The following is a 20,725-nucleotide window of genomic DNA, read 5'->3' as shown; positions in this document are numbered from 1 at the left end:
GGCCACCTTCCCCCCCCCCCCGGCCGGTGGCGCACTTCGGCCCTGCCCATCGCCGCTTCCCAAAATCTGCGGCCCGGCTATGCTTCCGCGCTGACAACGCTATCGGGAGAGGGCCATGGTATCGCGCAGGGATATGCTTGCGGCTGGCGGAGCGCTCGCCGCCGCATTGCCCGCGTCCGCCGCGGCCTCCGTCGCCCCGGCATCAGGCCCGTTCGTCCGCCGGACCGGCACACGGTTCGCGCTCGACGGCCGCCCCTATCGCTTCGCGGGCGCGAACATCTGGTACGGCGCCTATCTCGGCGCTGCCGCTTCGCCAGGCAACCGCGACCGGCTCAAGCGCGAGCTGGACCGGCTGGCCGCGCTGGGCGTCACCAACCTGCGCCTCCTCGCCTCCGCCGAGCAGGGGCCGTTGCGCAATTCCGTGAAACCCGGCTTCCGCGGCCCGGGCAACGTCTGGAACGCGACGCTTCTCGACGGGCTCGACTTCTGCCTGGCGGAGATGGGCCGGCGCGGGATGAAGGCGGTGCTTTACCTGACCAATTTCTGGGAATGGTCGGGCGGGATGGCGACCTATCTCTACTATGTCACCGGCAAGTATCTCGACATGGGCGATCCGGCGCATCCCTGGCCCGCCTTCCCCAACGCCACGGCGCAATTCTATGCCAACCCCAAGGCAGTGGCGCTCTATCACGACTGGGTGCGCGCGATCGTGGGCCGCACCAACGCGATCACCGGCATCGCCTATGCCCAGGACCCCGCGATCATGGCCTGGCAGCTCGCCAACGAGCCGCGCCCCGGCGGAGGCGCGGAGACGGCGGCGCCGCTGCTCCCGGCCTTCCACGCCTGGATCCAGGGCACGGCACGGCTGATCAAGTCGATCGATCCCAACCATCTCGTCTCCACCGGCAACGAAGGGCTGAAGGGCACGGTTGAGAGCGCGGACATCTACCGCAGCGCGCACGGCTTTTCGGAGATCGACTATCTCACCGCGCATATCTGGCCGCTCAACTGGAGCTGGATCGACGCGAAGGACCTGGCCGCAACCAACGAGGCCGGGATGGCCAGGGTCCGCGACTATATCGCCCAGCACGTCGCGATGGCGCGCGAGCTGGGCAAGCCGCTGGTGATCGAGGAGTTCGGCTACCCCCGCGACGGCGGCGGCTATGATCCGGAGGCGAGCACCCGCTATCGCGACGCCTATTACCGGCTGATCTACGATGCGGTGGAAGACAGCGTCCGCACCGGCGGGCCGGTCCAGGGCTCAAACTTCTGGGCATGGAACGGAGAGGGCCGCGCGGCGCACGGCGACCATCGCTACAGGGAGGGAGACCCCTTCGTCGGCGATCCCCCGCACGAGCCCCAGGGCTGGTATGGCGTATTCGATGGAGACACGACAACCACGGCGGAAATCACACGCCACGCCCAGGCGCTGGCGACGATCGGCGTGCCGATTGCGGGCTGAGCCCTTGCGGCGCTAAACGATGCGGCGGGGCCGCCCTTCCGGGCTCCAAAGGGGGGAGAACGTCCGTGACGCCGCGCCTGCCGATCGCGACCTGCCTGATCGCCACCTGCACCGCCGCGACGATCGGCAGCGCGGCGGCCACCACGCTGCTGCTCGCCTGGATGTCGCAGGTGACATGGGACAACAACCTCCAGGGCTTCATGGCCACGCTGGTGATGTTGAGCGGCTTCACGGTATTCGCGCTCGGATGGATGATCTCGATGGGCGCCAGCCTGACGGCCGGGCTGTTGATGCTGTTGCTGTTCGGCCGCGCCGCGGTGCGGCACCCCTTGCTGGGGACGCTGGGTTTCGCCGCCACCGGGGCGTTGCTTGGGTACGCCTTCGATCGCTGGGACGCCGATACCGATCGCTGGACGCTGTTCACCGGCGCCTCGGCGCTGTTCGGCGCGGTGGTCGCGGGGCTGCACGTGCCCGTCGCCGTGCGGGTGACGCGAATCCGGGAGGCCCGCGAGGCGGGGCGGCCGCGCTGACGGGCCGCCCCAAGTTCTCCTACCCGCCCCCCAAAGCTTCCTCCGTTGCCCTTCGCACGGGGGCAGCCCATCTCCGCCGCCCATGGTCAGCCTTCTCGATCCCGAGCGCCGCGGGCGCGTGATCCTTGTCGGCGCGGGTCCGGGCGATCCGGGCCTGCTCACCGTCCGCGCCGTCGAGGCGCTCAAGGCGGCGGACGTGCTGGTCCACGACGGGCTGGTCGATCCGGCCGTCCTCGATCTTGCGCCCCAGGCGCACCGCATCTCGGTCGCCAAGCAGCGTTCGAAGCACACGCTGCCGCAGGAGGCGATCAACGCGCTGATCGTCGCGCACGTCCGCACCGGCGCCATCGTCGTGCGGCTGAAGGGCGGCGACCCCTTCATCTTCGGCCGCGGCGGCGAGGAGGTTGAGGCGGTGCGCGCCGCCGGGCTGCCCGTGGAGGTGATCCCGGGCGTCAGCGCCGCGCTGGGCGCCGCGGCGGAGGCGATGCTGCCGCTCACCCATCGCGACTGGTCCAGCACCGTCAGCTTCGTCGCCGGCCAGTGCAAGGGGCTGGCGGAACAGGATTGGTCGGGCCTGGCCGGCAAGGGCCGCACGCTCGTCATCTACATGGGCGTCGCCACCTGCCCGCAGATCGCCGACAAGCTGATGGCCGATGGCGTCGCGCCCGACATGCCCGTGGCGGTGCTCGAGCGCGCCACACTGGCCGGGCATCGCGCGCTGCGCACGCTGCTCGCCGATCTAGGCGAGATGGTGGAGCGCGAGAAGGTGAAGAGCCCGGCGATCATCGTTGTCGGCGAGGTGACAATGCTCGCCGATGCCGAAGACAAGCTCGCCCAATGGGCACGGACTGCGGAGACGCTTGCATGAGGATCCTGACCGGCAACGATCTCGTCACCGGCGACGTTACCTGGTGGACCGGCTCGGGCTGGTCGCGCCATGTGGAGGACGCCGCCGACGTGGGCGACCAGGGCGAGGCGATCGCCCAGGCGGAGGAAGGCGCGCGTCGCGTCAACGCTCCCTATGTGATCGACGCTGCCGAAACGGCGGACGGCCCGCGCCCGGCCCATATCAAGGACCGCATCCGCGCGCTCGGCCCCACCGTCCGGCCGGACCTGACGCTGAAGCCCGCCGATCCGAACGCGGGGAGCTGGGTGATATGAAGCCCGCGCGGATGTATTGGCCCGTTCGCCCTGAGCTTGTCGAAGGGCACCTATCCGCACGCGCACCCCTTGTGGCGAACTGCCCTTCGACAAGCTCAGGGCGAACGGTGACAGGTACCCGCTGATGTACAAATATGACGAATACGACCATTCCATCGTCGCCGCCCGCGTCGAGGAATTCCGCGACCAGGTGAACCGCCGCCTGGCCGGCCAGATCACCGAGGACCAGTTCAAGCCGCTGCGGCTCATGAACGGCCTGTATCTCCAGCTTCATGCGTACATGCTGCGCGTCGCGGTGCCCTATGGCACGCTCGACAGCCGCCAGATGCACATGCTGGCGCATATCGCGCGCAAGTACGATCGCGGCTACGGCCACTTCACCACGCGCCAGAACATCCAGTACAACTGGATCAAGCTGGCCGACGCGCCCGACATCCTGGCCGATCTCGCCACCGTCGAGATGCACGCCATCCAGACGAGCGGCAACTGCATCCGCAACATCAGTTCGGACCAATATGCCGGCGCCGCGGCCGACGAGTTGACCGATCCGCGCCCCTGGGCCGAGCTGCTGCGCCAGTGGAGCAGCTTCCACCCCGAATTCAGCTATCTGCCGCGCAAGTTCAAGATCGCGGTGATCGCCGCGGACGAGGACCGCGCGGCGATGCGGCTGCACGATATCGGCCTCCAGGTGGTCGAGCGCGGCGGGCAGCACGGCGTCGCCGTCTATGTCGGCGGGGGCATGGGGCGCACGCCCATGGTGGCGCCGCTGATCAAGGACTTCGTGCCCTTCGAAGACTTCCTCAGCTACATGGAAGCCTGCCTGCGCGTGTACAATCGCTACGGCCGCCGCGACAACATCTACAAGGCGCGGATCAAGATCCTGGTCCATGAGATCGGCGCGGACAAATACCGCGACGAAGTGGAAGCCGAGTTCGCCGAGGTGAAGAAGCTCGATCTCGATCCGCCGCGCGCGGAGTTCGACCGGATCGCCGCCTATTTCGCCCCGCCGCCCTATGAAACCGGCCTGTCCGACGCGATCGACCGCGGCGACCCGGATTTCGCCGTGTGGCTCGACCAGAATGTCGCCGCGCACAAGGCGCCCGGCTATGCGATTGTCAACATCAGCCTCAAGCCGGTCGGCGGTATCCCCGGCGACGCCAGCGCCGACCAGATCGACGTGATGGCCGATCTGGCACGCGACTACAGCTTCGACGAGCTGCGCGTCACCCACGCCCAGAACATCGTCCTCCCCCATGTCCGCAAGGCTGATCTGCCCGCCATCTGGCAGAAGCTGGCCGATGCCGGATTGGCCGAGGCGAACCTGGACCTGATCAGCGACATCATCGCCTGCCCCGGCCTGGACTATTGCAGCCTGGCCAACGCGCGTTCGATCCCCGTCGCGCAGAAGATCGCGCAGCGCTTCTCCGATCTGGGCCGCCAGCGCGAGCTGGGCGAGCTGAAGCTCAAGATCAGCGGCTGCATCAACGCCTGCGGCCATCATCACGCCGGGCACATCGGCATCCTGGGCGTCGACCGGAAGGGCACGGAGAACTACCAGCTCCTGCTCGGCGGATCGGGCGCTGAGGATGTGTCGCTCGGCACCATCACCGGCCCCGGCTTCAGCGAGGACGGCATCGTCGATGCGGTGGAGAAGGCCACCGACGTCTATCTGCGCGAGCGCGCGGAGGGCGAACGCTTCCTCGACACCTATCGCCGTGTCGGCATGGCCCCGTTCAAGGAGGCGATCTATGGGTGATCCGCTGCGCTTTCGCGCCGACGAGCCGCATGACGAGCCCGCGGTCACGCTCGACGCCTTCCTCGGCCAATCGAACGCGACCGCGGTGCGCATCGAATCCGGCGAGGACGCGCGCGCGCTCCTCCCGCATCTCGATCGCATCGCGCTGGTCGAGGTCAGCTTCCCCAAGTTCCGCGACGGCCGCGGCTATTCCAGCGCGCGCATCCTGCGCGAGGCGGGCTATGCCGGTGAGCTGCGCGCGCAGGGCGACGTGCTCGTGGACCAGATCCCGCTGATGCGCCGCTGCGGCTTCGACAGCTTCGCGCCCGAGGCCCCCGTGGACGAAGCCGTGCTCGCCGCCGCGCTCGCCCGCTACGATCATCATTATCAGCGCGCCGCCGATCCCGCCGTGCCGGTGTGGAAGCTGCGCCATGGCTAAGACGGCCGCACAGCAATCCGGCGCCGATCGCACGGTCGACCGGATCGATGTCGCGCCGCGCTTCACCGCGGCCGATGCCGTGCGCCTGAACCATATGTTCCGCGGCACCGACTCCGTGGAGATGCTGCGCACCGTGCTGGGCGAGCATATGGCGGGCGATATCGCGCTGGTTTCGTCCTTCGGCGCGGAATCGGCGGTGCTGCTGCATCTGGTCGCCAGCATCGATCCCGCGGTGCCCGTGCTGTTCCTGGATACCGGCAAGCATTTCCCGGAAACGCTGGCCTATCGCGACACGCTGGTATCGCTGCTGGGCCTCAAGGACTTCCGCAACCTCACGCCCGATGCGGCCACGATCGAGAAGCGCGACGCCACCGGCCTGCGCTGGTCCTATGATCCGGACGGCTGCTGCGAGATCCGCAAGGTGGTGCCGCTGGCAGACGCGATGCGCGGCTTCGACGCCAGCATCACCGGGCGCAAGGCGTTCCAGGCCAGCACCCGTTCCGCCATGCCGCGGTTCGAGATCGACACGTCCGATGCCGCCGGCCGCCTGAAGGTCAACCCGCTGGCCGACTGGACCAAGGAAGACCTGGACGCCTATTTCGATGCGCACGCCCTCCCCCGCCATCCGCTGGTGGAGCAGGGCTATCTCTCGATCGGCTGCTCGCCCTGCACCAGCATCGTCAAGCCGGGCGAAGACCCGCGCGCCGGCCGCTGGCGCGGCTGGGAGAAGACCGAGTGCGGCATCCACACCCCGCTGGACGACAACGATCCCAACCTGCCCGTGTTCTGAACGCCGCGCGCGTGGCGCGGCCCGCGTTCAGAACCCGCTGGGCGCCAGATCGCTGAACTTGGTGAACTGACGATCGAAGCGCAGGTCCACCGTGCCCGTGGCGCCGTGGCGCTGCTTGGCCACGATCACGCTCGCCTTGTTCGCCACGCGGAGCTGCTCCTCCTGCCAGGTCTGGTATTTGGCCACCTCGTCGGGGCTGGAGTTGGCATCGGGGGCCTTGGGCGCCTTGAAATCGTGATAATATTCGTCGCGATAGACGAACAGCACGATGTCCGCGTCCTGTTCGATCGATCCCGATTCGCGCAGGTCCGATAGCTGGGGCCGCTTGTCCTCGCGGCTTTCCACCGCGCGGCTGAGCTGGGAGAGCGCCAGCACCGGCACGTGCAGCTCCTTGGCCAGTGTCTTCAGGCCGCGGCTGATCTCGGAGATTTCCTGCACGCGCCCATCGCCCTGCGCGCGCGAGCTGCCCTGGAGGAGCTGGAGGTAATCGACCACCACCATGCCGATCTTGTGCTGGCGCTTCAGCCGCCGCGCGCGCGTGCGCAGCGCCGCGATCGTCAGGCCGGGCGTATCGTCGATGAACAGCGGGAGCTGCTCCAGCTCGGCCGCGGCGCGGGCGAACTTCTGGAAATTGCCCGGACTGATATCGCCGGTGCGCAGCTTTTCCGACACAATCTCCGATTGTTCGGAAAGGATGCGCATCGCGAGCTGGTCCGCCGACATTTCCAGGCTGAAAAAGGCCACCGGGGCGCCGATCGAGCGATCCTCGGCGATGCCCGCCTCCTTGTCGTCCAGCCAGCGGCGCGCGGCGTTGAACGCGATGTTGGTGGCAAGCGAGGTCTTGCCCATGCCCGGGCGGCCGGCCAGGATGATCAGGTCCGAACGGTTCATGCCGCCGGTCATCGCGTTGAGATCGCTAAGCCCGGTGGTGATGCCCGAAACGCTGCCGCCCGAGTTCATCGCCCGCTCGGCCTGCTTCACCGCCAGCATCGCGGCGCGGGTGAAGCTCTTGGCCCCGCCGTCGCTCTCGCCCTTCTCGGCGACCTCGTAGAGCTTCATCTCGGCGCGTTCGATCTGCGCGGCGGGATTGATCTCCTGGCTGGTGTCGAGCGCGCCGTCCACCAGTTCGCGGCCCACGCCCACCAGCGCACGCAGCATCGCCAGGTCATAGATCTGGTCGGCAAAGGCCCGCGCGCCGAGCAGGCTGGCCGGATTGCCGGTGAGCTGCGCCAGATAGGCCGGGCCGCCCACCTCCTGCATCCCCGCGTCCGCGGTGAACAGCGGACGCAGCGTCACCGGGTTCGCCAGCCGGTTGTCGCTGACCAGCGCCACGATCTGTTCGAAGATGCGGCCGTGCAGCGGCTCGTGGAAATGTTCGGGCCGCAGCTTGACCAGCACGTCTTCCACGATGCGGTTGTCGATCATCATCGCGCCGAGCAGCGCGGCCTCCGCCTCCACATTCTGGGGCAGGGTCGAGCCCTCCGGTTGACCGGGGGCGGGAAAGGGAATCGGCTGTGCCATGACCGTGCCCTAGCATTTACCATCGAATGCGCCGCTTGTGGAAAGCGTGGAATGCACGGATAGGGCGAACATGGCCGATCCGCGGATCATCGAAGTAACGCTGGACGAGCGCACCATCCTGTGGCGCTCGGCGGATATCGAGCAGGAACGTCGCGTCGCCATCTATGACCTGCTGGAGGACAATCACTTCGCCCCGCTGCGCCATGCCGCGGACTATGCCGGGCCCTTCCGCCTGCACTTGAGCGTGCAGGAAGGGCGGCTGGCGCTGGAGATCCGGCGCGAGGACCGGTCCCACCTCGAAACACTGGTGCTGGGTCTGGCCGCCTTTCGCCGCCCGATCCGTGATTATTTTGCCATCTGCGACAGCTACTATCAGGCGATTCGCAACGCGACGCCGCAGCAGATCGAGACGGTCGATATGGCCCGCCGCGCGATTCACAACCAGGCAGCCGAACTGCTGCGCGAGCGGCTGGAGGGCAAGATCGACGTGGATTTCGACACGGCAAGGCGGCTGTTCACGCTGATCTGCGTGCTCCACATCCGGGGCTGACGCGGGGGTGTCGGCGCGCACCCTCTGGCGCCGGACCCGCGTGCTTGCCGGAATCCTGCTGGCGACGGCGCTGCTGCTGATGCTGGCCGCGCTGATCGCAGTGAACTGGCGCCCGTCGTTCCACGACTTTCCGATGCAGGGCATCGACGTTGGCGAGCGCCACGGCGTGATCGACTGGCGCCTGGCCCATGATCAGGGCGGCGTCCGCTTTGCCTATGTACGCGCGACGATAGGCGCGCGCGGGCGCGACCGGCGGTTCAGCATAAACTGGCACGGCGCTTTCGAGGCGGGCGTGCGCCGCGGCGCGCTGCACATCTTCTCGCTGTGCCAGCTTGCGGCGGACCAGGCGGTCAACCTCGTCTCGCGCGTGCGGCCGATCGCCGAAGACCTGCCCTTCGCGATAGAGCTGGATTTCGAGCCGGACTGTACCGCCCGGCCCGATCGCGACGTCGTGCTGGCGGAGATCCGCCGTTTCCTGGCGGACGTGGAGGGACTGAGCGGCAAGCTGGCCGTGCTCAAGGTCTCGCGCGCGTTCGAGGATCGCTATCGCGTCAGCGCGGCCATTCCCCGGCCGATGTGGAGCAGCGGGGCATTTTTCCCGCCCTCCTATTTCGACAAGCCGTGGCGGATATGGCAGGCAAGCACCTTCCGCCGCGTCGCCGGCGTGGCGGGCCCCGTGAACTGGAATGTGATGGCACGATGGAAGACGAAGCCCGGGAACTGATCGCCGCGGCGCGGGCGGCGGCGCGGCATGCCTATGCCCCCTATTCGGGATTCGGCGTCGGCGCCGCGGTGCTGCTCAGCGACGGCAGCGTGATCACCGGCGCCAATTTCGAAAACGCCAGCTATGGCCTGTCGCTCTGCGCCGAGACGGTGGCGCTGGCCACCACCAGCGCGCGCGGGCGGCTGGCCGATGTCGTCGCGATCGGGGTGATCGGCGGCATCATCGGTCCCTCCGGCCCTGCCGGCAGCGACCCGGTGAGCCCCTGCGGCCGATGCCGCCAGGTGATCAACGAGGCGGCACAGCTCGGCGGGCGTGACGTGCGCGTCCATTGCGCGGGCGCCGAGGGCGACGAGTGCCGCAGCTACCTGTTGTCCGAACTGCTCCCCGCCGCATTCGGCCCGCGCGACCTGGGGCTGGCCTGACGCGCTGACGCGGCCGCGCCGCCGCTCTCCCGACGCACGCGCGCTCTTGCCAATCGCGCCGCGCTACGCTTTGATAGCGCTAACAATATTTAGGGGAGAGCCTGATGCCCAAGCTGATCGCGGGCCTGATCGCGGCCGTGCTGTTCGCCACGCCCGCCGCCGCACAGCCGGACGCGCCGCTGCTCGCCTCGATCTTTCAGGATCATGCCGTCCTCCAGCGCGATCGCCCGATCCGCCTGTGGGGCAGCAAGCGGCCCGGCGAGACGGTGACCGTCACGATGAACGGGATCGCGGTAACAGCCAGCAGCGACAAATCGACCGCCTGGTCTGCCGATCTCCCCGCCCTGCCTGCGGGCGGCCCCTATTCGCTCACCGTCTCCGGCTCTTCGGGGCGCAGCCAGACCATGAACGACGTGCTGGTGGGCGACGTGTGGCTCTGTTCGGGCCAGTCGAACATGGAATGGCCGGTGTCCGCGTCGATCGCCGGTCCGGCCGAGGTGGCTGCCGCCAACGATCCGCAGGTCCGCATCCTGAGCGTCCAGCACGATACCGCCGCCGCGCCCCAGGCCGATTTCCTGCGCCCCGTGGCCTGGCAGCCGGTGACGCCGCAGACGATCGGCGACTTCTCCGCGGTCTGCTGGTTCCTGGCGCGCGAGCTGCGCAAGACGGAGAAGGTGCCGTTCGGGCTGATCGATTCCTCCTGGGGCGGCACCGCGATCAACGCCTGGCGGCCGGAGGCGACGATGGCGGGCGACGCGGCGCTGCGCGAACCGCTGAGGCTGCTCGCGCTCCAGCGCAGCGATCCGCAAGCCGCGACCGCGCAATGGGGCCGTTCCTGGGGCGAATGGTGGCGCGGGCGCAGCGGCGATGCCCCGGGCACCGAGCCCTGGCAGCCGAACCCGCCGGGCGAATGGCGCCCCGTCCCCTCCTTCTCCCAATGGGAAGGCTGGGGCGTGCCGGAACTCGCCGCCTATAACGGCGTCGTCTGGTACCGCACCGAGATCAACCTGACGCCCGCGCAGGCGAAACAGGCCGCCACGCTGGAACTGGGCGTGATCGACGATCTCGACATGACCTTCGTCAACGGCACCGGCGTCGGCAGCACCGCGAGCTGGGACCTGACCCGCAGCTATCCGCTCGCGCGCAAGCTGCTCCGCCCCGGGCGCAACGGCATCGCTGTGGCCGCATATGACAGTTGGGGCGGCGGCGGCATGTGGGGCGCTCCGGAACAGTTCGCGCTACGCCTGGCCGACGGCACCCGCATCCCGCTCGGCGATCCCGCGCGCTGGCGCTACCGCGTGACGCCCGGCAGCAACGATCTGCCCCATGCCCCGTGGGAGAGCTCGGCGGGGCTATCGAGCATCTACAACGCGATGATCGCCCCGCTGGGCCGCTATGGGCTGCGCGGCGCCGCCTGGTACCAGGGCGAGAGCGACGCGGGCATGGCGCAGGGCTATGCAGGGCGTCTTGCCGCGATGATGTCGGGCTGGCGCGCGCAGCTCGGCGATCCCGCCCTGCCCTTCGTGATCGTCCAGCTTCCGCAATGGGGCGCGCGGGTGACGGCACCAGCCGAGAGCGGCTTCGCGAGCATCCGCGACCAGCAGCGCCGCGCCGTGGCGGCGGACGCGCATGCCGCGCTGGTGGTGACGATCGACATCGGCGATGCCGAGGATCTGCATCCGGTGAACAAGCAGGACGTCGGCACGCGCGCCGCCCGGGCCGCGCGCGCGGCCGCCTATGGCTCGGCGGAGCCGCCCTCCGGCCCGCGGGTCACGGCCGCGCGGCGGGTGGACGGCAATGTGGCCGTCTCCTTCGCTGACATCACCGGGACCCTGCTGGCGTACAGCGGCGCGCAGGTTCTGGGCTTCGAGCTGTGCGGCGTGCAGCCGGGAAGCTGCCGCTTCGTGCCCGGCCGGATCGCGGGTGCGGCCGTTGTCCTCGATACCGCGGGCGGCCCCGCTTATCGCGTCCGCTTCTGCTGGGGGGACAGCCCGGTCTGCAACCTCTACGACGGCAGCGGCCTGCCCGCGGCGCCTTTCGAACTCGCGGTCGAATGACCGCCGCGGTTCAGGGCGCCACGCCCTCGACGATGAACGACCCGCCCTCCGTCGCCGCGCGGCGGATCGGCGCGATCGCCTGATATTCGGGCGAATAATAAAAGGCGCGCGCCGCATCCATGCTGGGGAATTCCAGGATCACCGCCCGGTCTCCCGCCGCCGCGCCTTCGAGCAGCTCGAAACGCCCGGCGCGCGCCAGATAGCGGCCGCCATGCATCGCCAGTACCGCGGGCACCTGCGGCGCATAGCGCGCGAAGCCCGCCGGATCATGGATGCTCATCCGCGCGACGATATAGGCCTTGGGCGCCGCCTGACCGCTGCCCCAGGCCGCCCCGGCCCATGCGCCCGCCGCCGCGATCGCCATCGCCGCACCCGCCAGCATCGCTTTCCGCATCGTCCGTCTCCCCCCTGTTCGCGCGCCCTCTTGCCCCATGCCGCAATAGCCGCGAAAGCTCTCGCCCATGATCCTATCCGACCGCTGGATTCGCGAACAGGCCCTCAACCACGGGATGATCGAGCCCTTTGTGGAGGGCCAGCGCCGCGAGGGCTGCATCAGCTATGGCCTGTCCTCCTATGGCTATGACGCGCGCGTGGCGGACGAGTTCAAGATTTTCACCAATGTCGACAGCGCGGTGGTGGACCCCAAGGATTTCGCCTCCAACAGCTTCGTCGATCGCCGCACCGATGTGTGCGTGATCCCGCCAAACAGCTTCGCGCTGGCGCGCACGGTGGAATATTTCCGCGTGCCGCGCGACGTGCTGGTGATCTGCCTGGGCAAGTCCACCTATGCACGCTGCGGCATCATCGTGAACGTCACCCCGCTCGAACCCGAGTGGGAGGGGCATGTGACGCTGGAATTCTCGAACACCACGCCCCTGCCTGCGAAGATCTACGCCAATGAGGGCGCCTGCCAGTTCCTGTTCCTGAAGGGCAACGAGCCCTGCGAGACGAGCTATGCCGACCGCGCTGGCAAATATATGGGCCAGCGTGGGGTAACCCTGCCGCGGCTGTAGGCGGCGTCCTGCTAGGGTCTGTCCGCCTTTGGCGGAATCGGGCCGGGGCCGCCTGAACAGGATAGACTTTTAGCGATGCGCCATGGCCGTGCGCTCGCCGGCCTCTGCTTGCGAAGGTTTGCGGACGCGAAAGGGTTTGTTCGCGCAGAAGGCGCGAAGGCCCAGCGCGGTTTCGGCCGCCGCGATGGCGGCTGTAGGCAGCCGGCTAGACCAGCAAGAACCGGCGAGCGACATGAACGCGCCACCGACGCGGCGGGGCCTCTCCACGCCTCCGCGTGAACCGATCTTCTTCGTGCCTTCGCGCCTTCGTGTGAAAAAAGGCCTCCCGCTCACGCGGAAGGCCCGTTTCTTGTCCAGCGGCCCCGGCGAGTCTCACTTCGAAGCGGTGTAGACCCCTTCCAGTCGCTGGAGCCCGGTCTGCGCGATCGCATGCGATCCGGCGGTCCGATCGGCGCTCAGGTCCATCAGCACGTCATCCTGCGAGAGTACGCGCAGGTACAGGCTGCGCGCCTGCGCTTCACGACCGGTGCGCGAATAGACGGCGGCCAGGTTGAGAAGCAGCTCCGGCCGGCCGGGATGGATGCGAAGCTCGGCGGTCAATTCGCGTTCGGCGGCGGCAAGGTCGCCGCGCGCGATTGCGGCGCTGCCGGTTCCTTCGTTCGACTGTGCCTGAGCAGGAAGTGCGCCGAGCGCCAGCGGCGCGGCGAGAGCGAGGCCAAGAAGCGCGATGCGCATGGGCAGTCCCTCCATTGTTACGTCAACGCTACATCTACGTGACTCTTTGATGACTTAGATGTGACAGTTTTGTTGCGTCGGGACAATAGGGAAGAATGCAGGCACATGGCGTGGGCACAAAAAAAGAGGCGGCCCGAAGGCCGCCTCTTCCATGCTTTGGTGCCGTTCAGCCGGCGGTCGCCACGTCAGAAGTCGTTGGCGTACCGCTCGTTGCCGACGAAGCCCAGCTTCGTGATGTTCGAACGCTTGATGATCGACAGCACGAAATCCACGACCTCATACCGCGCCTGGGGATCGGGCTGGAAATGCAGCTCCGGCTCCACCGGCAGGCTCTTGGTCTGCTCCAGATACTGCTGGAGCTGCACCGGCTGCACCGGGGTCGCGTTCCAGTAGATCGTGCCGTTCGGATCGATGTACACGACGTTCTTCGACACCTCCGTTGGGGGAGGCGGCGTGTTTTTATCCTGCACAGGCAGGTCGACCTTCACCGCGTGCGTCTGCACCGGGATCGTCATGATGATCATGATGAGGAGCACCAGCATGACGTCGATCAACGGCGTCGTGTTGATCTCCATCATCGGACCACCGTCCTCCTTGGGACCGCTCATTGCCATTTCGAAAAGACTCCTTCGGACGGTCCGGGTTACAGGCGCGCCACGTTGCCGCCGGGCTCAGGTTCGGAGATGAATCCGACCTTGATGAAGCCAGCGCGCTGCATGGTGAAGATCGTGCCGCCGATGCACTTGTACGGAGTGTTGATGTCTCCGCGGATATGCACCTCCGGCAGCTCGAGACCAGGAACGGTGGGGCCGCCCTGCTTGTCGATCTCGACCTTCAGCTTGTCGACCGCCTTGGTGAGCAGGTCCGCGCTCGTCATGCGGGTCATGCCCCAATACACTTCGCACCCGCCCGGCCCCTGCCGCACCGAAAGCGCGACGTTCTCGGGCTTGGTGATGGTCGGCTCGAACTGCACCTTCGGCAGCGTCAGGTCGACCGTCTGGATGACGACCGGAACGGTGATCAGGAAGATGATCAGGAGCACCAGCATGATGTCCACGAGAGGCGTGGTGTTGATGTCCGACATCGGACCACCTTCCTCGCCGCCTACACTCATTGCCATATCGAGCTATCCTACTCTTTCTCGCTTGCCATGGCGCCGCGCACGTGCGGCGCCGCGGGGGCGGGCGCCCGGATCACCGGGCACCCGCTCCGCTTGCCCGCGCCTCAGGCGCCGGCGGTGGTCGCTGCGGCCTTCGGCGCGCCCTTGCCCTTCACGGCCGGACGAACCGCACCGTTCGAGGCAAGATAGCCCAGCAGATCGTTGGTGAACGCATCGAGTTCGTCCGAGATCTTCTTGTTGCGGGCCTGCAGCCAGTTGTAGGCGAGCACGGCCGGCACGGCGACGGCCAGACCGACGGCGGTCATGATCAGCGCCTCACCCACCGGACCGGCGACCGCGTCGATCGACGCCTGGCCGGCCGAGCCGATCTTGATCAGCGCGCGGATGATGCCGATGACGGTGCCGAACAGGCCGATGAACGGCGCGGTCGAACCGACGGTGGCGAGGAAGGAAAGACCGCCGCGGAGCGCGTTCTTGATGATCTCTTCCGAACGCGCCAGCGAGCCGTGCATCCAGTCATGCGCCTCGACCGGATCGGTCAGCTTGGCATGCTGCTCCTGCGCGGCCAGGCCGTCCTCGACGAGCTGGCGATAGGCCGAGTTCTTCTCGAGCTTCGCGGCACCCTCGCGCAGGCTGTTCGAGTTCCAGAAGCTGGCGCGGACGCGCTTGCCCTGGTTCAGGATCTTCTGCTGCTCGAACAGCTTCGTGAACAGGATGTACAGCGAGAAGAACAGCATGGTGACCATGATGCCGAACGTCGACTGGGCGATGATGCCGCCCTCGCGGAGCGCCGGGAGCAGGCCGTAGGGGTTCTCACCCGCCTTGTGCGCTGCATCGGCCCCCGCAGCGAGAATGGTCGTGAGCATGTTTCGGTCTTTCCTCTAGATAAGCAATGATCGGGTGTAACTGCCGGCGCCGCGGGATATTCCCATGACGCCGGCCGTGAAATCAGTTCATCTCTCGAGCTGCCAGCGGAACCGGCTCGACCAGCTACCGGGCACCTTGTTTCCATTGGTGTCCTCTGCCGGATTGAACTTGGCGCGCCGCTTCAGAAGCGAGCATGCCGCGTTGTCGAGTGCGGCCGAGCCGCTCGAGCTGGTGACGGTGCAGTTCGTGACCCTACCGCCAGCATCCACGTCGAGGCGGAAACCGGTGACGCCTTCCTGCTCCGCGCGGCGAGCCGCGGGAGGATAGTCGTCGTTGGTCACCCAGCCGCCGGGCTGACCGCGCGGCGTAGCAGGCTTGGCGGCCTGCTTGGGCGGCGGTGCAGGCGGCGGAGCCGGCTGCGGGGTCGGAACCGGCTGCGGCTTCGGCGAGTCCGTCTGGACCTGCGTCTGGGTCTGAATCTGCGGCTGCTGCTGCACAACCGCCGGCTGAACGATCGGCGGCGGATTGTAGACAGGCGGCGGCGGAATCGGCGTGTCCGGCGGCGGGGGAGGCGGCTCCTCCGGCGGCGGCGGCGGCTCGTTCACGTCGAAGACGTCGAGCTTCTCCACCTTCTTCTTGATATACTGATAGGCCAAGCCCGTCACGAAGGCGTATCCGACGCCCGCGATAATCACTGCGACCAATACTGCCGCGACGATCCGGCTGCCACTTGTATTCCGGTCAGCGTAAGCCATTCGGCGACGTAACTCCTCTTCCTCTGCGGCGCGTCCGCGGCGAATCGCCCGCACACAGGTCTACCCGGCGTTCGCGTCGTGCGTCCGTCGGCAGAGCGCGAGTCTCTATCGTGCCGCCGAGGGGGACGCAAACGCTTTGTCGGACATGGGACACCTAATGTCGGCGCATGGCAGAATTATTTCTGTTTAAGAACGGCACAATCCGTTATCGGAAATTGCATGTCCCAGTCTCTGATCAAGACGTTTTGTTGCGTCGCAGCATTCACCCTGGCGCCGACGGCAGTCGCTCAGAAACCTCAGAATTCCGCGGTCGTTTCGCCACCGTTGCCAAGCTACGCGACGCTCGCCCGCCAGCTTCTGGACGCGCCGTTGGTGATCGACGCGAGCATCATATCCGCCACCCGGATCAAACCGGCCCAGGCGCCCGGCGTGGCACCGGGCCGTGGACGATTTTATATCGAAGCGGACGTGCTGGCTTTGATTCGCGGCAATGCCAACGTTCCGGCGCGCATCGGCTACATGGCCGATCTGCCGCTGGACGCGCGCGGCAAGCCACCCAAGCTTAAGAAGCTGCGCGTGCTGCTGTTCGCCCGGCTGGTCCCTGGACGCGCCGGGATCGTTCAGCTCAGCGGCGGCGAAGGGCAGCGCAACTGGTACGCCGAACTGGACGGCAAGGTGCGCGCCATCACCCGTGAGATACTGGCAGCGGACGCGCCCGCGGCGGTTTCCGATATCGCCAATGCCTTCCACGTCCCCGGATCGATCCCGGGCGAGGGCGAGACGCAGATCTTCGTGGAGACGGCAGGCGGCGGCCAGATTTCGATCCAGGTGCTGCGCCGCCCCGGCCAGCCGCCGCGCTGGTCGGTCGCGACCGGGGATTTCATCGACGAAAGCGCCGGCACCCCGGCCAAGGACACGCTGCTGTGGTACCGGCTGGCGTGCGGCCTGCCGCCCGCGCTGCCGCCCGCCAGCCTGGAGGCCGACGATCCCGCCAATTCGCGGGTGGCCCAGGAGGATTACCGCACGGTGCTGCGCGAGCTCGGCCCCTGCGCCTGAGCTCCGCGCGCCGGCCTCAGCGCCGGTTGCGCACCAGCGTGATGCCGATCGATTCGCCCTTCTCCGCGATGGCGAGCTTGACGATCTTCACCTCCACGCGCCGCACCCGCGCGTCGGACACGAACAGCGTGTCGCAGATATGCTCCGCGATGCCCTCGATCAACGTGAAGTGGACGTCCTTCGGGATCGCCGTGGTCGCCGCGTGGCGCAGGTCGATATAGCTTTTGGAGGCGGTCAGCTTGGTGTCCGGCTCGAATCGCTCGGGCAGGTCCAGGTCCACCGTCAGCGATATGCGCAGCGGCTGGGGCAGATGCGTCTCTTCGGAATAGATTCCCGTCAGCAGCTCGACCTCAAGGTCGTGGACGTGGAGCTGGAGAAGGTCGGACAAGCGCATGCCTTTCGCGTGGAAGGCCGCGCCCATAGCAGAAGCGCCGCCGGGCGAAAGTCCCCTTGCCCGAAAGGGGGATGGCGGGTGCGCTATTAATCCTTGCGTCATGCGCGATTCGGCCTAAAGGCCGCGTCCCCCGGCATTTTCCGGCGATATGAAAGGCTGGTGATGATCGCATTGGTGCCCCTGTCCGACATCGATCCCGCGAAGGTCGAGGCTTTGCTCGACCGCGCTTTCGGTCCGGGCCGGCGCCAGCGAACCGCCTATCGCGTGCGTGAGGGCATGGCGGCGATCGACGATCTGGGCTTTGCGGCGCTGCGCGACGATGGCGCGCTGGCGGGCACGATCCAATGCTGGCCGGTGGCGCTCGCCTGCGACGGCGGAGACAGCGTGCCGATGGTGATGGTCGGCCCCGTCGCGGTGGAGCCCGAATGGCAGCAGGCCGGCATCGGCCGCGCGCTGATGGCCCGCATGCTGGAAGCCGCGGACGCCAGCGCCCTGCCCGGTGCCGGCGCGCTGATGATGATCGGCGATCCCGAATATTACGGCCGATTCTTCGGCTTCACCGCGGATCGCACCGGCGGATGGCGCCTGCCCGGCCCCTATGAGCAGCGCCGCCTGCTCGCGCGCGGGGGCGATGTGCCCGGCTGCGCCGGCACGGTCGGCCCGCGGGCGTTGAAGGCCGCGGCATAGCAGCCTAACGGAAGGCGGATGCCGATGCCGCCCGAACCGGATTTCGCCAAACTGACGCTAGCCGATATCCTGCGGCTGGGCGAAGGCGCGCGGCTGCCCCCGGTCGATCGCTGGAACCCCGCGCATTGCGGCGACAGCGAGATGCGCATCGCGCGCGACGGCACCTGGTATCACCAGGGATCTCCGATTGGGCGGCAGCCGATGGTGCGGCTGTTCTCCACCATCCTGCGGCGCGAGCCGGACGGCGGCTATGTGCTTGTCACCCCCGCGGAGAAGCTGGACATCGCGGTGGAGGACGCGCCCTTCGTCGCGGTGGAAATGAAGGCGGAGGGCGAAGGTGCGGCGATGACGCTGGGCTTTCGCCTCAACACCGGCGATCTGGTCACCGCCGGGCCGGAACATGCGCTACGTTTCGAGGAACGCGCGGAGGGGCCGCGCCCCTATCTCCACGTGCGCGGCGGGCTGGAGGCGCTGGTTTCCCGCCCGGTCTATTACCAGCTCGCCGAGATCGCGCTTTCGAACGGCAGCGAACCGCCCGGCGTGTGGAGCGGCGGCGCCTTCTTCCCACTCGAACCCGGCACTTCGGGGGAGCCCGCATGACGCTCGCCCAACGCCTCCGCACCGCCCTCGCCGTTCCGCACGCGCCGGTATTGCTGCCGGGCGACAGTCATGACTTCGATCCCGCCGCCGCGGCCACGCCCGCCGCGGTGCTGGTGGCGGTCACCGATCGCGCCGATCCCGGCGTGATCCTGACCCAGCGCACCGAGACGCTGCGCCGCCACGCGGGCCAGATCGCCTTTCCCGGCGGCCGCATCGACGCCGAAGATGACGGCCCCGTCGCCGCGGCGCTGCGCGAGGCGGAGGAAGAGATCGCCCTGCCCCGCGCCAGCGTGGAGGTGGTGGGCGTGGGCGATCTGTATCGCACGATCACCGGCTATTCGGTGACGCCCGTGATCGGCGTGGTCGCGCCCGGCCTGCGCTTCGTGCCGCAGGAAACCGAGGTGGCGGACGTGTTCGAGGTGCCCCTCGCCTTCCTGCTCGATCAGGCCAACCATATGGAAGCATGGGCGAAATATCAGGGCGCTGACCGGCGCTATTACGAGATCGGCTGGCACGGCCGGCGCATCTGGGGCGCCACGGCAGCGATGATCGTCAACCTCTCGCGGCGGCTGCAATGGCCGGCCTGACCACCCTCCCCCCTGCGGACTGGCGCGAACGGCCGGGGCTCGACGGGCTGGCGCAAACGCTGGGTGCCGCAGCCGGAGAGGCACGGTTCGTGGGCGGCGCGGTGCGCGACACGCTGCTCGGCGCGCCCGTCGCCGACATCGATATCGCCACGGTCCACCCGCCCGAAGAGGTGATGCGCCGTCTGAAGGCCGCGGGCATCCGTGCCGTGCCGACCGGGCTGGCGCACGGCACCGTCACCGCGGTGCTGGACAGCGGCCCGGTGGAGGTGACTACGCTGCGCCGCGACATAAACACCGACGGAAGGCACGCCACGGTGGCCTTCACGGCCGATTGGCGCGCGGATGCGGCGCGCCGCGACTTCACCTTCAACGCCCTCTACGCCGATCCCATTTCGGGACAGTTGTATGATTATTTCGACGGCCTCGCCGATCTGGAGCGACGGCACGTGCGCTTCATCGGCGATCCGCTGGAAAGGATCGCGGAGGATCATCTGCGCATCCTGCGCTTCTTCCGCTTCCTGGCGCGGTTCGGCGACATGCCCGATCCCGCCGCGCTGGCCGCCTGCACCGCGCGCGCAAACGACCTGATGGCGCTCAGCCGCGAACGCATCGCGGACGAACTGCTCAAGCTGCTGGTGGCGCGCAACGCCGTTACCGTGATCGAACTGATGGTGTCGCACGGCATCCTGCTGCCCGTGCTGCCGGAGATCGACCTCGACGGCGCCGGCCTGCTCCGCCACGTCGCGCTGCTGGAGGAACAGGCCGGGCTCACGCCCGATCCGGTGCGCCGCCTGGCCGCGCTGCTGCCGCGTGACGCGCGCGTGGCCGAGGCGGTCGGCGCGCGGCTCAAGCTCTCCAACGTTCAGCGAAAGCGGCTGGTGTCGGCCACGGCGGACGCGGCCGGGGCGCCCGAGGAACTGGCCTATCGCATCGGCGCGGTGGAGGCGATCGACCGCATCCTGCTGAGCCGCGGCTGGGCGGCGGCGGACCCGGTCCATGCCGCGCGCCACCTGTCGCACTGGCAGGTGCCGCGTCTGCCGCTGTCCGGCGGCGCGATCGTCGCGCGCGGCGTCAGCGCCGGGCCGCAGGTCGCGCGCCTGCTCCGCCAGGTCGAGGAGCGCTGGATCGCCGAGGGTTTCCCCGATTCCGCCCGCACCGAAGCGATCGCGGACGCGGTGGTGGCTGCGGCCAGCGCCGCCTAGAGTCTGTCCGCCTTTGGCGGAATCGGCCCCGGCCCGCTCCCCCACCCGGCCACCCATAGAATAGACTGCCGTATGGGTGGCTGGGTGGGGGAGCGGGCCGGGGCCGCCTGAACAGCACAGACTCTAGGTTGAATCGACATTCAGCACCAGAAGCTGAGGGCGGCCAAGCATAGGCTGGCGAGGTAGTTTTGGGGGATGCGGTCGTATCGGGTTGCGATGCGCCGGAGTTGTTTGAGCTTGCCGATGGTCCGCTCGATTTGGTTTCGCAGCTTGTATTTGATCGGATCGAATGCGCGTTGGCGAGGCATGCAAGTGCGC

At 68.1% G+C, this 20,725-nt stretch carries 25 protein-coding genes; 17 read left to right on the top strand and 8 right to left on the bottom strand.

What is annotated here, in order from left to right; all coding sequences use genetic code 11:
• The first annotated feature begins 115 nt into the window (after positions 1–115).
• From OM513_RS18540 to OM513_RS18510, 7 genes are all read left to right on the top strand, one after another.
• Positions 116–1,462: a glycoside hydrolase 5 family protein gene (locus tag OM513_RS18540; protein ID WP_264946261.1), complete on the top strand. Its 1,347-nt coding sequence runs from the start codon at positions 116–118 to the stop codon at positions 1,460–1,462.
• A gap of 65 nt (positions 1,463–1,527) precedes the next feature.
• On the top strand, positions 1,528–1,992 hold the full coding sequence (locus OM513_RS18535) for a hypothetical protein (protein ID WP_264946260.1): 465 nt from the start codon (positions 1,528–1,530) through the stop codon (positions 1,990–1,992).
• Between the two features lie 82 nt (positions 1,993–2,074).
• Entirely contained in the window at positions 2,075–2,860 is a 786-nt protein-coding gene (gene cobA / locus OM513_RS18530) for a uroporphyrinogen-III C-methyltransferase (protein ID WP_264946259.1), read from the top strand.
• Positions 2,857–3,153 carry a DUF2849 domain-containing protein gene (locus OM513_RS18525; RefSeq protein WP_264946258.1) on the top strand — a complete coding sequence of 99 codons (297 nt, stop codon included), beginning with the start codon at positions 2,857–2,859 and terminating at the stop codon, positions 3,151–3,153. Before cobA ends, OM513_RS18525 begins: the two co-directional genes overlap by 4 nt.
• A gap of 124 nt (positions 3,154–3,277) precedes the next feature.
• Positions 3,278–4,909 carry a nitrite/sulfite reductase gene (locus OM513_RS18520; protein WP_264946257.1) on the top strand — a complete coding sequence of 544 codons (1,632 nt, stop codon included), beginning with the start codon at positions 3,278–3,280 and terminating at the stop codon, positions 4,907–4,909.
• A complete protein-coding gene (locus OM513_RS18515) occupies positions 4,902–5,327 on the top strand; it encodes a DUF934 domain-containing protein (RefSeq protein WP_264946256.1) in 426 nt (141 codons plus the stop codon). The genes OM513_RS18520 and OM513_RS18515 overlap by 8 nt, the downstream gene beginning before the upstream one ends.
• A complete protein-coding gene (locus tag OM513_RS18510; protein ID WP_264946255.1) occupies positions 5,320–6,117 on the top strand; it encodes a phosphoadenylyl-sulfate reductase in 798 nt (265 codons plus the stop codon). The genes OM513_RS18515 and OM513_RS18510 overlap by 8 nt, the downstream gene beginning before the upstream one ends.
• A gap of 27 nt (positions 6,118–6,144) precedes the next feature.
• Here the strand turns inward: OM513_RS18510 and OM513_RS18505 are convergent, their stop codons facing one another.
• Complete coding sequence (locus tag OM513_RS18505; RefSeq protein ID WP_264946254.1) at positions 6,145–7,638, bottom strand: replicative DNA helicase; 1,494 nt, start codon at positions 7,636–7,638, stop codon at positions 6,145–6,147.
• A gap of 70 nt (positions 7,639–7,708) precedes the next feature.
• On the opposite strand from OM513_RS18505, the gene OM513_RS18500 reads away from it, so the two are divergent.
• The 4 genes from OM513_RS18500 to OM513_RS18485 all read left to right on the top strand — a co-directional run bounded on the left by OM513_RS18500 (position 7,709) and on the right by OM513_RS18485 (position 11,391).
• On the top strand, positions 7,709–8,188 hold the full coding sequence (locus OM513_RS18500; RefSeq protein ID WP_264946253.1) for a UPF0262 family protein: 480 nt from the start codon (positions 7,709–7,711) through the stop codon (positions 8,186–8,188).
• A 40-nt stretch (positions 8,189–8,228) separates the two neighbouring features.
• Complete coding sequence (locus OM513_RS18495; protein WP_264946252.1) at positions 8,229–8,912, top strand: glycoside hydrolase family 25 protein; 684 nt, start codon at positions 8,229–8,231, stop codon at positions 8,910–8,912.
• Positions 8,888–9,334, top strand: coding sequence for a cytidine deaminase (locus tag OM513_RS18490; protein WP_264946251.1), 447 nt, complete (start codon positions 8,888–8,890; stop codon positions 9,332–9,334). Before OM513_RS18495 ends, OM513_RS18490 begins: the two co-directional genes overlap by 25 nt.
• Before the next feature lie 104 nt (positions 9,335–9,438).
• Positions 9,439–11,391, top strand: coding sequence for a sialate O-acetylesterase (locus OM513_RS18485; protein ID WP_264946250.1), 1,953 nt, complete (start codon positions 9,439–9,441; stop codon positions 11,389–11,391).
• Between the two features lie 10 nt (positions 11,392–11,401).
• Here the strand turns inward: OM513_RS18485 and OM513_RS18480 are convergent, their stop codons facing one another.
• Complete coding sequence (locus OM513_RS18480; protein WP_264946249.1) at positions 11,402–11,785, bottom strand: DUF1330 domain-containing protein; 384 nt, start codon at positions 11,783–11,785, stop codon at positions 11,402–11,404.
• A gap of 67 nt (positions 11,786–11,852) precedes the next feature.
• Here OM513_RS18480 and dcd point away from each other — a divergent pair, with 67 nt between their 5' ends.
• A complete protein-coding gene (gene dcd, locus OM513_RS18475) occupies positions 11,853–12,404 on the top strand; it encodes a dCTP deaminase (protein WP_264946248.1) in 552 nt (183 codons plus the stop codon).
• A 372-nt stretch (positions 12,405–12,776) separates the two neighbouring features.
• On the opposite strand, the gene OM513_RS18470 is transcribed toward dcd, so the two are convergent.
• The 5 genes from OM513_RS18470 to OM513_RS18450 all read right to left on the bottom strand — a co-directional run bounded on the left by OM513_RS18470 (position 12,777) and on the right by OM513_RS18450 (position 15,881).
• Positions 12,777–13,139 carry a tetratricopeptide repeat protein gene (locus OM513_RS18470; protein WP_264946247.1) on the bottom strand — a complete coding sequence of 121 codons (363 nt, stop codon included), beginning with the start codon at positions 13,137–13,139 and terminating at the stop codon, positions 12,777–12,779.
• A gap of 185 nt (positions 13,140–13,324) precedes the next feature.
• Complete coding sequence (locus OM513_RS18465; RefSeq protein ID WP_264946246.1) at positions 13,325–13,753, bottom strand: ExbD/TolR family protein; 429 nt, start codon at positions 13,751–13,753, stop codon at positions 13,325–13,327.
• A gap of 29 nt (positions 13,754–13,782) precedes the next feature.
• The gene (locus tag OM513_RS18460) at positions 13,783–14,259 is read right to left on the bottom strand and encodes an ExbD/TolR family protein (RefSeq protein WP_264946245.1); all 477 of its coding nucleotides are present in this window, start codon (positions 14,257–14,259) and stop codon (positions 13,783–13,785) included.
• A 104-nt stretch (positions 14,260–14,363) separates the two neighbouring features.
• Positions 14,364–15,125 carry a MotA/TolQ/ExbB proton channel family protein gene (locus OM513_RS18455; protein ID WP_264946244.1) on the bottom strand — a complete coding sequence of 254 codons (762 nt, stop codon included), beginning with the start codon at positions 15,123–15,125 and terminating at the stop codon, positions 14,364–14,366.
• Positions 15,126–15,212: 87 nt separating this feature from the next.
• The gene (locus tag OM513_RS18450) at positions 15,213–15,881 is read right to left on the bottom strand and encodes an energy transducer TonB (protein ID WP_264946243.1); all 669 of its coding nucleotides are present in this window, start codon (positions 15,879–15,881) and stop codon (positions 15,213–15,215) included.
• Positions 15,882–16,205: 324 nt separating this feature from the next.
• Between OM513_RS18450 and OM513_RS18445 the strand changes: the two genes are divergently transcribed.
• Positions 16,206–16,937 carry a hypothetical protein gene (locus OM513_RS18445; protein ID WP_264946242.1) on the top strand — a complete coding sequence of 244 codons (732 nt, stop codon included), beginning with the start codon at positions 16,206–16,208 and terminating at the stop codon, positions 16,935–16,937.
• Positions 16,938–16,953: 16 nt separating this feature from the next.
• Here the strand turns inward: OM513_RS18445 and OM513_RS18440 are convergent, their stop codons facing one another.
• Entirely contained in the window at positions 16,954–17,325 is a 372-nt protein-coding gene (locus OM513_RS18440; protein ID WP_264946241.1) for a dihydroneopterin aldolase, read from the bottom strand.
• Between the two features lie 168 nt (positions 17,326–17,493).
• Here OM513_RS18440 and OM513_RS18435 point away from each other — a divergent pair, with 168 nt between their 5' ends.
• From OM513_RS18435 to OM513_RS18420, 4 genes are read left to right on the top strand one after another with little or no spacing between them, the layout of a single operon-like run.
• Complete coding sequence (locus OM513_RS18435) at positions 17,494–18,018, top strand: GNAT family N-acetyltransferase (protein WP_264946346.1); 525 nt, start codon at positions 17,494–17,496, stop codon at positions 18,016–18,018.
• Between the two features lie 18 nt (positions 18,019–18,036).
• A complete protein-coding gene (locus OM513_RS18430; protein ID WP_264946240.1) occupies positions 18,037–18,618 on the top strand; it encodes a DUF1285 domain-containing protein in 582 nt (193 codons plus the stop codon).
• Complete coding sequence (locus OM513_RS18425; RefSeq protein WP_264946239.1) at positions 18,615–19,205, top strand: CoA pyrophosphatase; 591 nt, start codon at positions 18,615–18,617, stop codon at positions 19,203–19,205. Before OM513_RS18430 ends, OM513_RS18425 begins: the two co-directional genes overlap by 4 nt.
• Entirely contained in the window at positions 19,193–20,407 is a 1,215-nt protein-coding gene (locus OM513_RS18420; RefSeq protein WP_264946238.1) for a CCA tRNA nucleotidyltransferase, read from the top strand. Before OM513_RS18425 ends, OM513_RS18420 begins: the two co-directional genes overlap by 13 nt.
• Positions 20,408–20,725 lie beyond the last annotated feature (318 nt).

It is taken from the genome of Sphingomonas canadensis, from assembly GCF_026013525.1.
Classification (GTDB): Bacteria; Pseudomonadota; Alphaproteobacteria; order Sphingomonadales; family Sphingomonadaceae; genus Sphingomonas; species Sphingomonas canadensis.
The sequence above is the reverse complement of the archived record's forward strand: the minus strand, read 5'-3'. Positions and strand labels throughout refer to the sequence as shown.

What these genes read in the sequence shown, in the direction of transcription:
- OM513_RS18540 (WP_264946261.1), top strand. Translation starts at nt 116, where the DNA reads ATGGTATCGCGCAGGGATATGCTTGCGGCTGGCGGAGCGCTCGCCGCC.
- cobA (WP_264946259.1), top strand. Translation starts at nt 2,075, where the DNA reads ATGGTCAGCCTTCTCGATCCCGAGCGCCGCGGGCGCGTGATCCTTGTC.
- OM513_RS18525 (WP_264946258.1), top strand. Translation starts at nt 2,857, where the DNA reads ATGAGGATCCTGACCGGCAACGATCTCGTCACCGGCGACGTTACCTGG.
- OM513_RS18520 (WP_264946257.1), top strand. Translation starts at nt 3,278, where the DNA reads ATGTACAAATATGACGAATACGACCATTCCATCGTCGCCGCCCGCGTC.
- OM513_RS18515 (WP_264946256.1), top strand. Translation starts at nt 4,902, where the DNA reads ATGGGTGATCCGCTGCGCTTTCGCGCCGACGAGCCGCATGACGAGCCC.
- OM513_RS18510 (WP_264946255.1), top strand. Translation starts at nt 5,320, where the DNA reads ATGGCTAAGACGGCCGCACAGCAATCCGGCGCCGATCGCACGGTCGAC.
- OM513_RS18505 (WP_264946254.1), bottom strand. Translation starts at nt 7,638, where the DNA reads ATGGCACAGCCGATTCCCTTTCCCGCCCCCGGTCAACCGGAGGGCTCG.
- OM513_RS18500 (WP_264946253.1), top strand. Translation starts at nt 7,709, where the DNA reads ATGGCCGATCCGCGGATCATCGAAGTAACGCTGGACGAGCGCACCATC.
- OM513_RS18490 (WP_264946251.1), top strand. Translation starts at nt 8,888, where the DNA reads ATGGAAGACGAAGCCCGGGAACTGATCGCCGCGGCGCGGGCGGCGGCG.
- OM513_RS18485 (WP_264946250.1), top strand. Translation starts at nt 9,439, where the DNA reads ATGCCCAAGCTGATCGCGGGCCTGATCGCGGCCGTGCTGTTCGCCACG.
- OM513_RS18480 (WP_264946249.1), bottom strand. Translation starts at nt 11,785, where the DNA reads ATGCGGAAAGCGATGCTGGCGGGTGCGGCGATGGCGATCGCGGCGGCG.
- dcd (WP_264946248.1), top strand. Translation starts at nt 11,853, where the DNA reads ATGATCCTATCCGACCGCTGGATTCGCGAACAGGCCCTCAACCACGGG.
- OM513_RS18470 (WP_264946247.1), bottom strand. Translation starts at nt 13,139, where the DNA reads ATGCGCATCGCGCTTCTTGGCCTCGCTCTCGCCGCGCCGCTGGCGCTC.
- OM513_RS18465 (WP_264946246.1), bottom strand. Translation starts at nt 13,753, where the DNA reads ATGGCAATGAGCGGTCCCAAGGAGGACGGTGGTCCGATGATGGAGATC.
- OM513_RS18460 (WP_264946245.1), bottom strand. Translation starts at nt 14,259, where the DNA reads ATGGCAATGAGTGTAGGCGGCGAGGAAGGTGGTCCGATGTCGGACATC.
- OM513_RS18455 (WP_264946244.1), bottom strand. Translation starts at nt 15,125, where the DNA reads ATGCTCACGACCATTCTCGCTGCGGGGGCCGATGCAGCGCACAAGGCG.
- OM513_RS18450 (WP_264946243.1), bottom strand. Translation starts at nt 15,881, where the DNA reads ATGGCTTACGCTGACCGGAATACAAGTGGCAGCCGGATCGTCGCGGCA.
- OM513_RS18435 (WP_264946346.1), top strand. Translation starts at nt 17,494, where the DNA reads ATGATCGCATTGGTGCCCCTGTCCGACATCGATCCCGCGAAGGTCGAG.
- OM513_RS18430 (WP_264946240.1), top strand. Translation starts at nt 18,037, where the DNA reads ATGCCGATGCCGCCCGAACCGGATTTCGCCAAACTGACGCTAGCCGAT.
- OM513_RS18425 (WP_264946239.1), top strand. Translation starts at nt 18,615, where the DNA reads ATGACGCTCGCCCAACGCCTCCGCACCGCCCTCGCCGTTCCGCACGCG.
- OM513_RS18420 (WP_264946238.1), top strand. Translation starts at nt 19,193, where the DNA reads ATGGCCGGCCTGACCACCCTCCCCCCTGCGGACTGGCGCGAACGGCCG.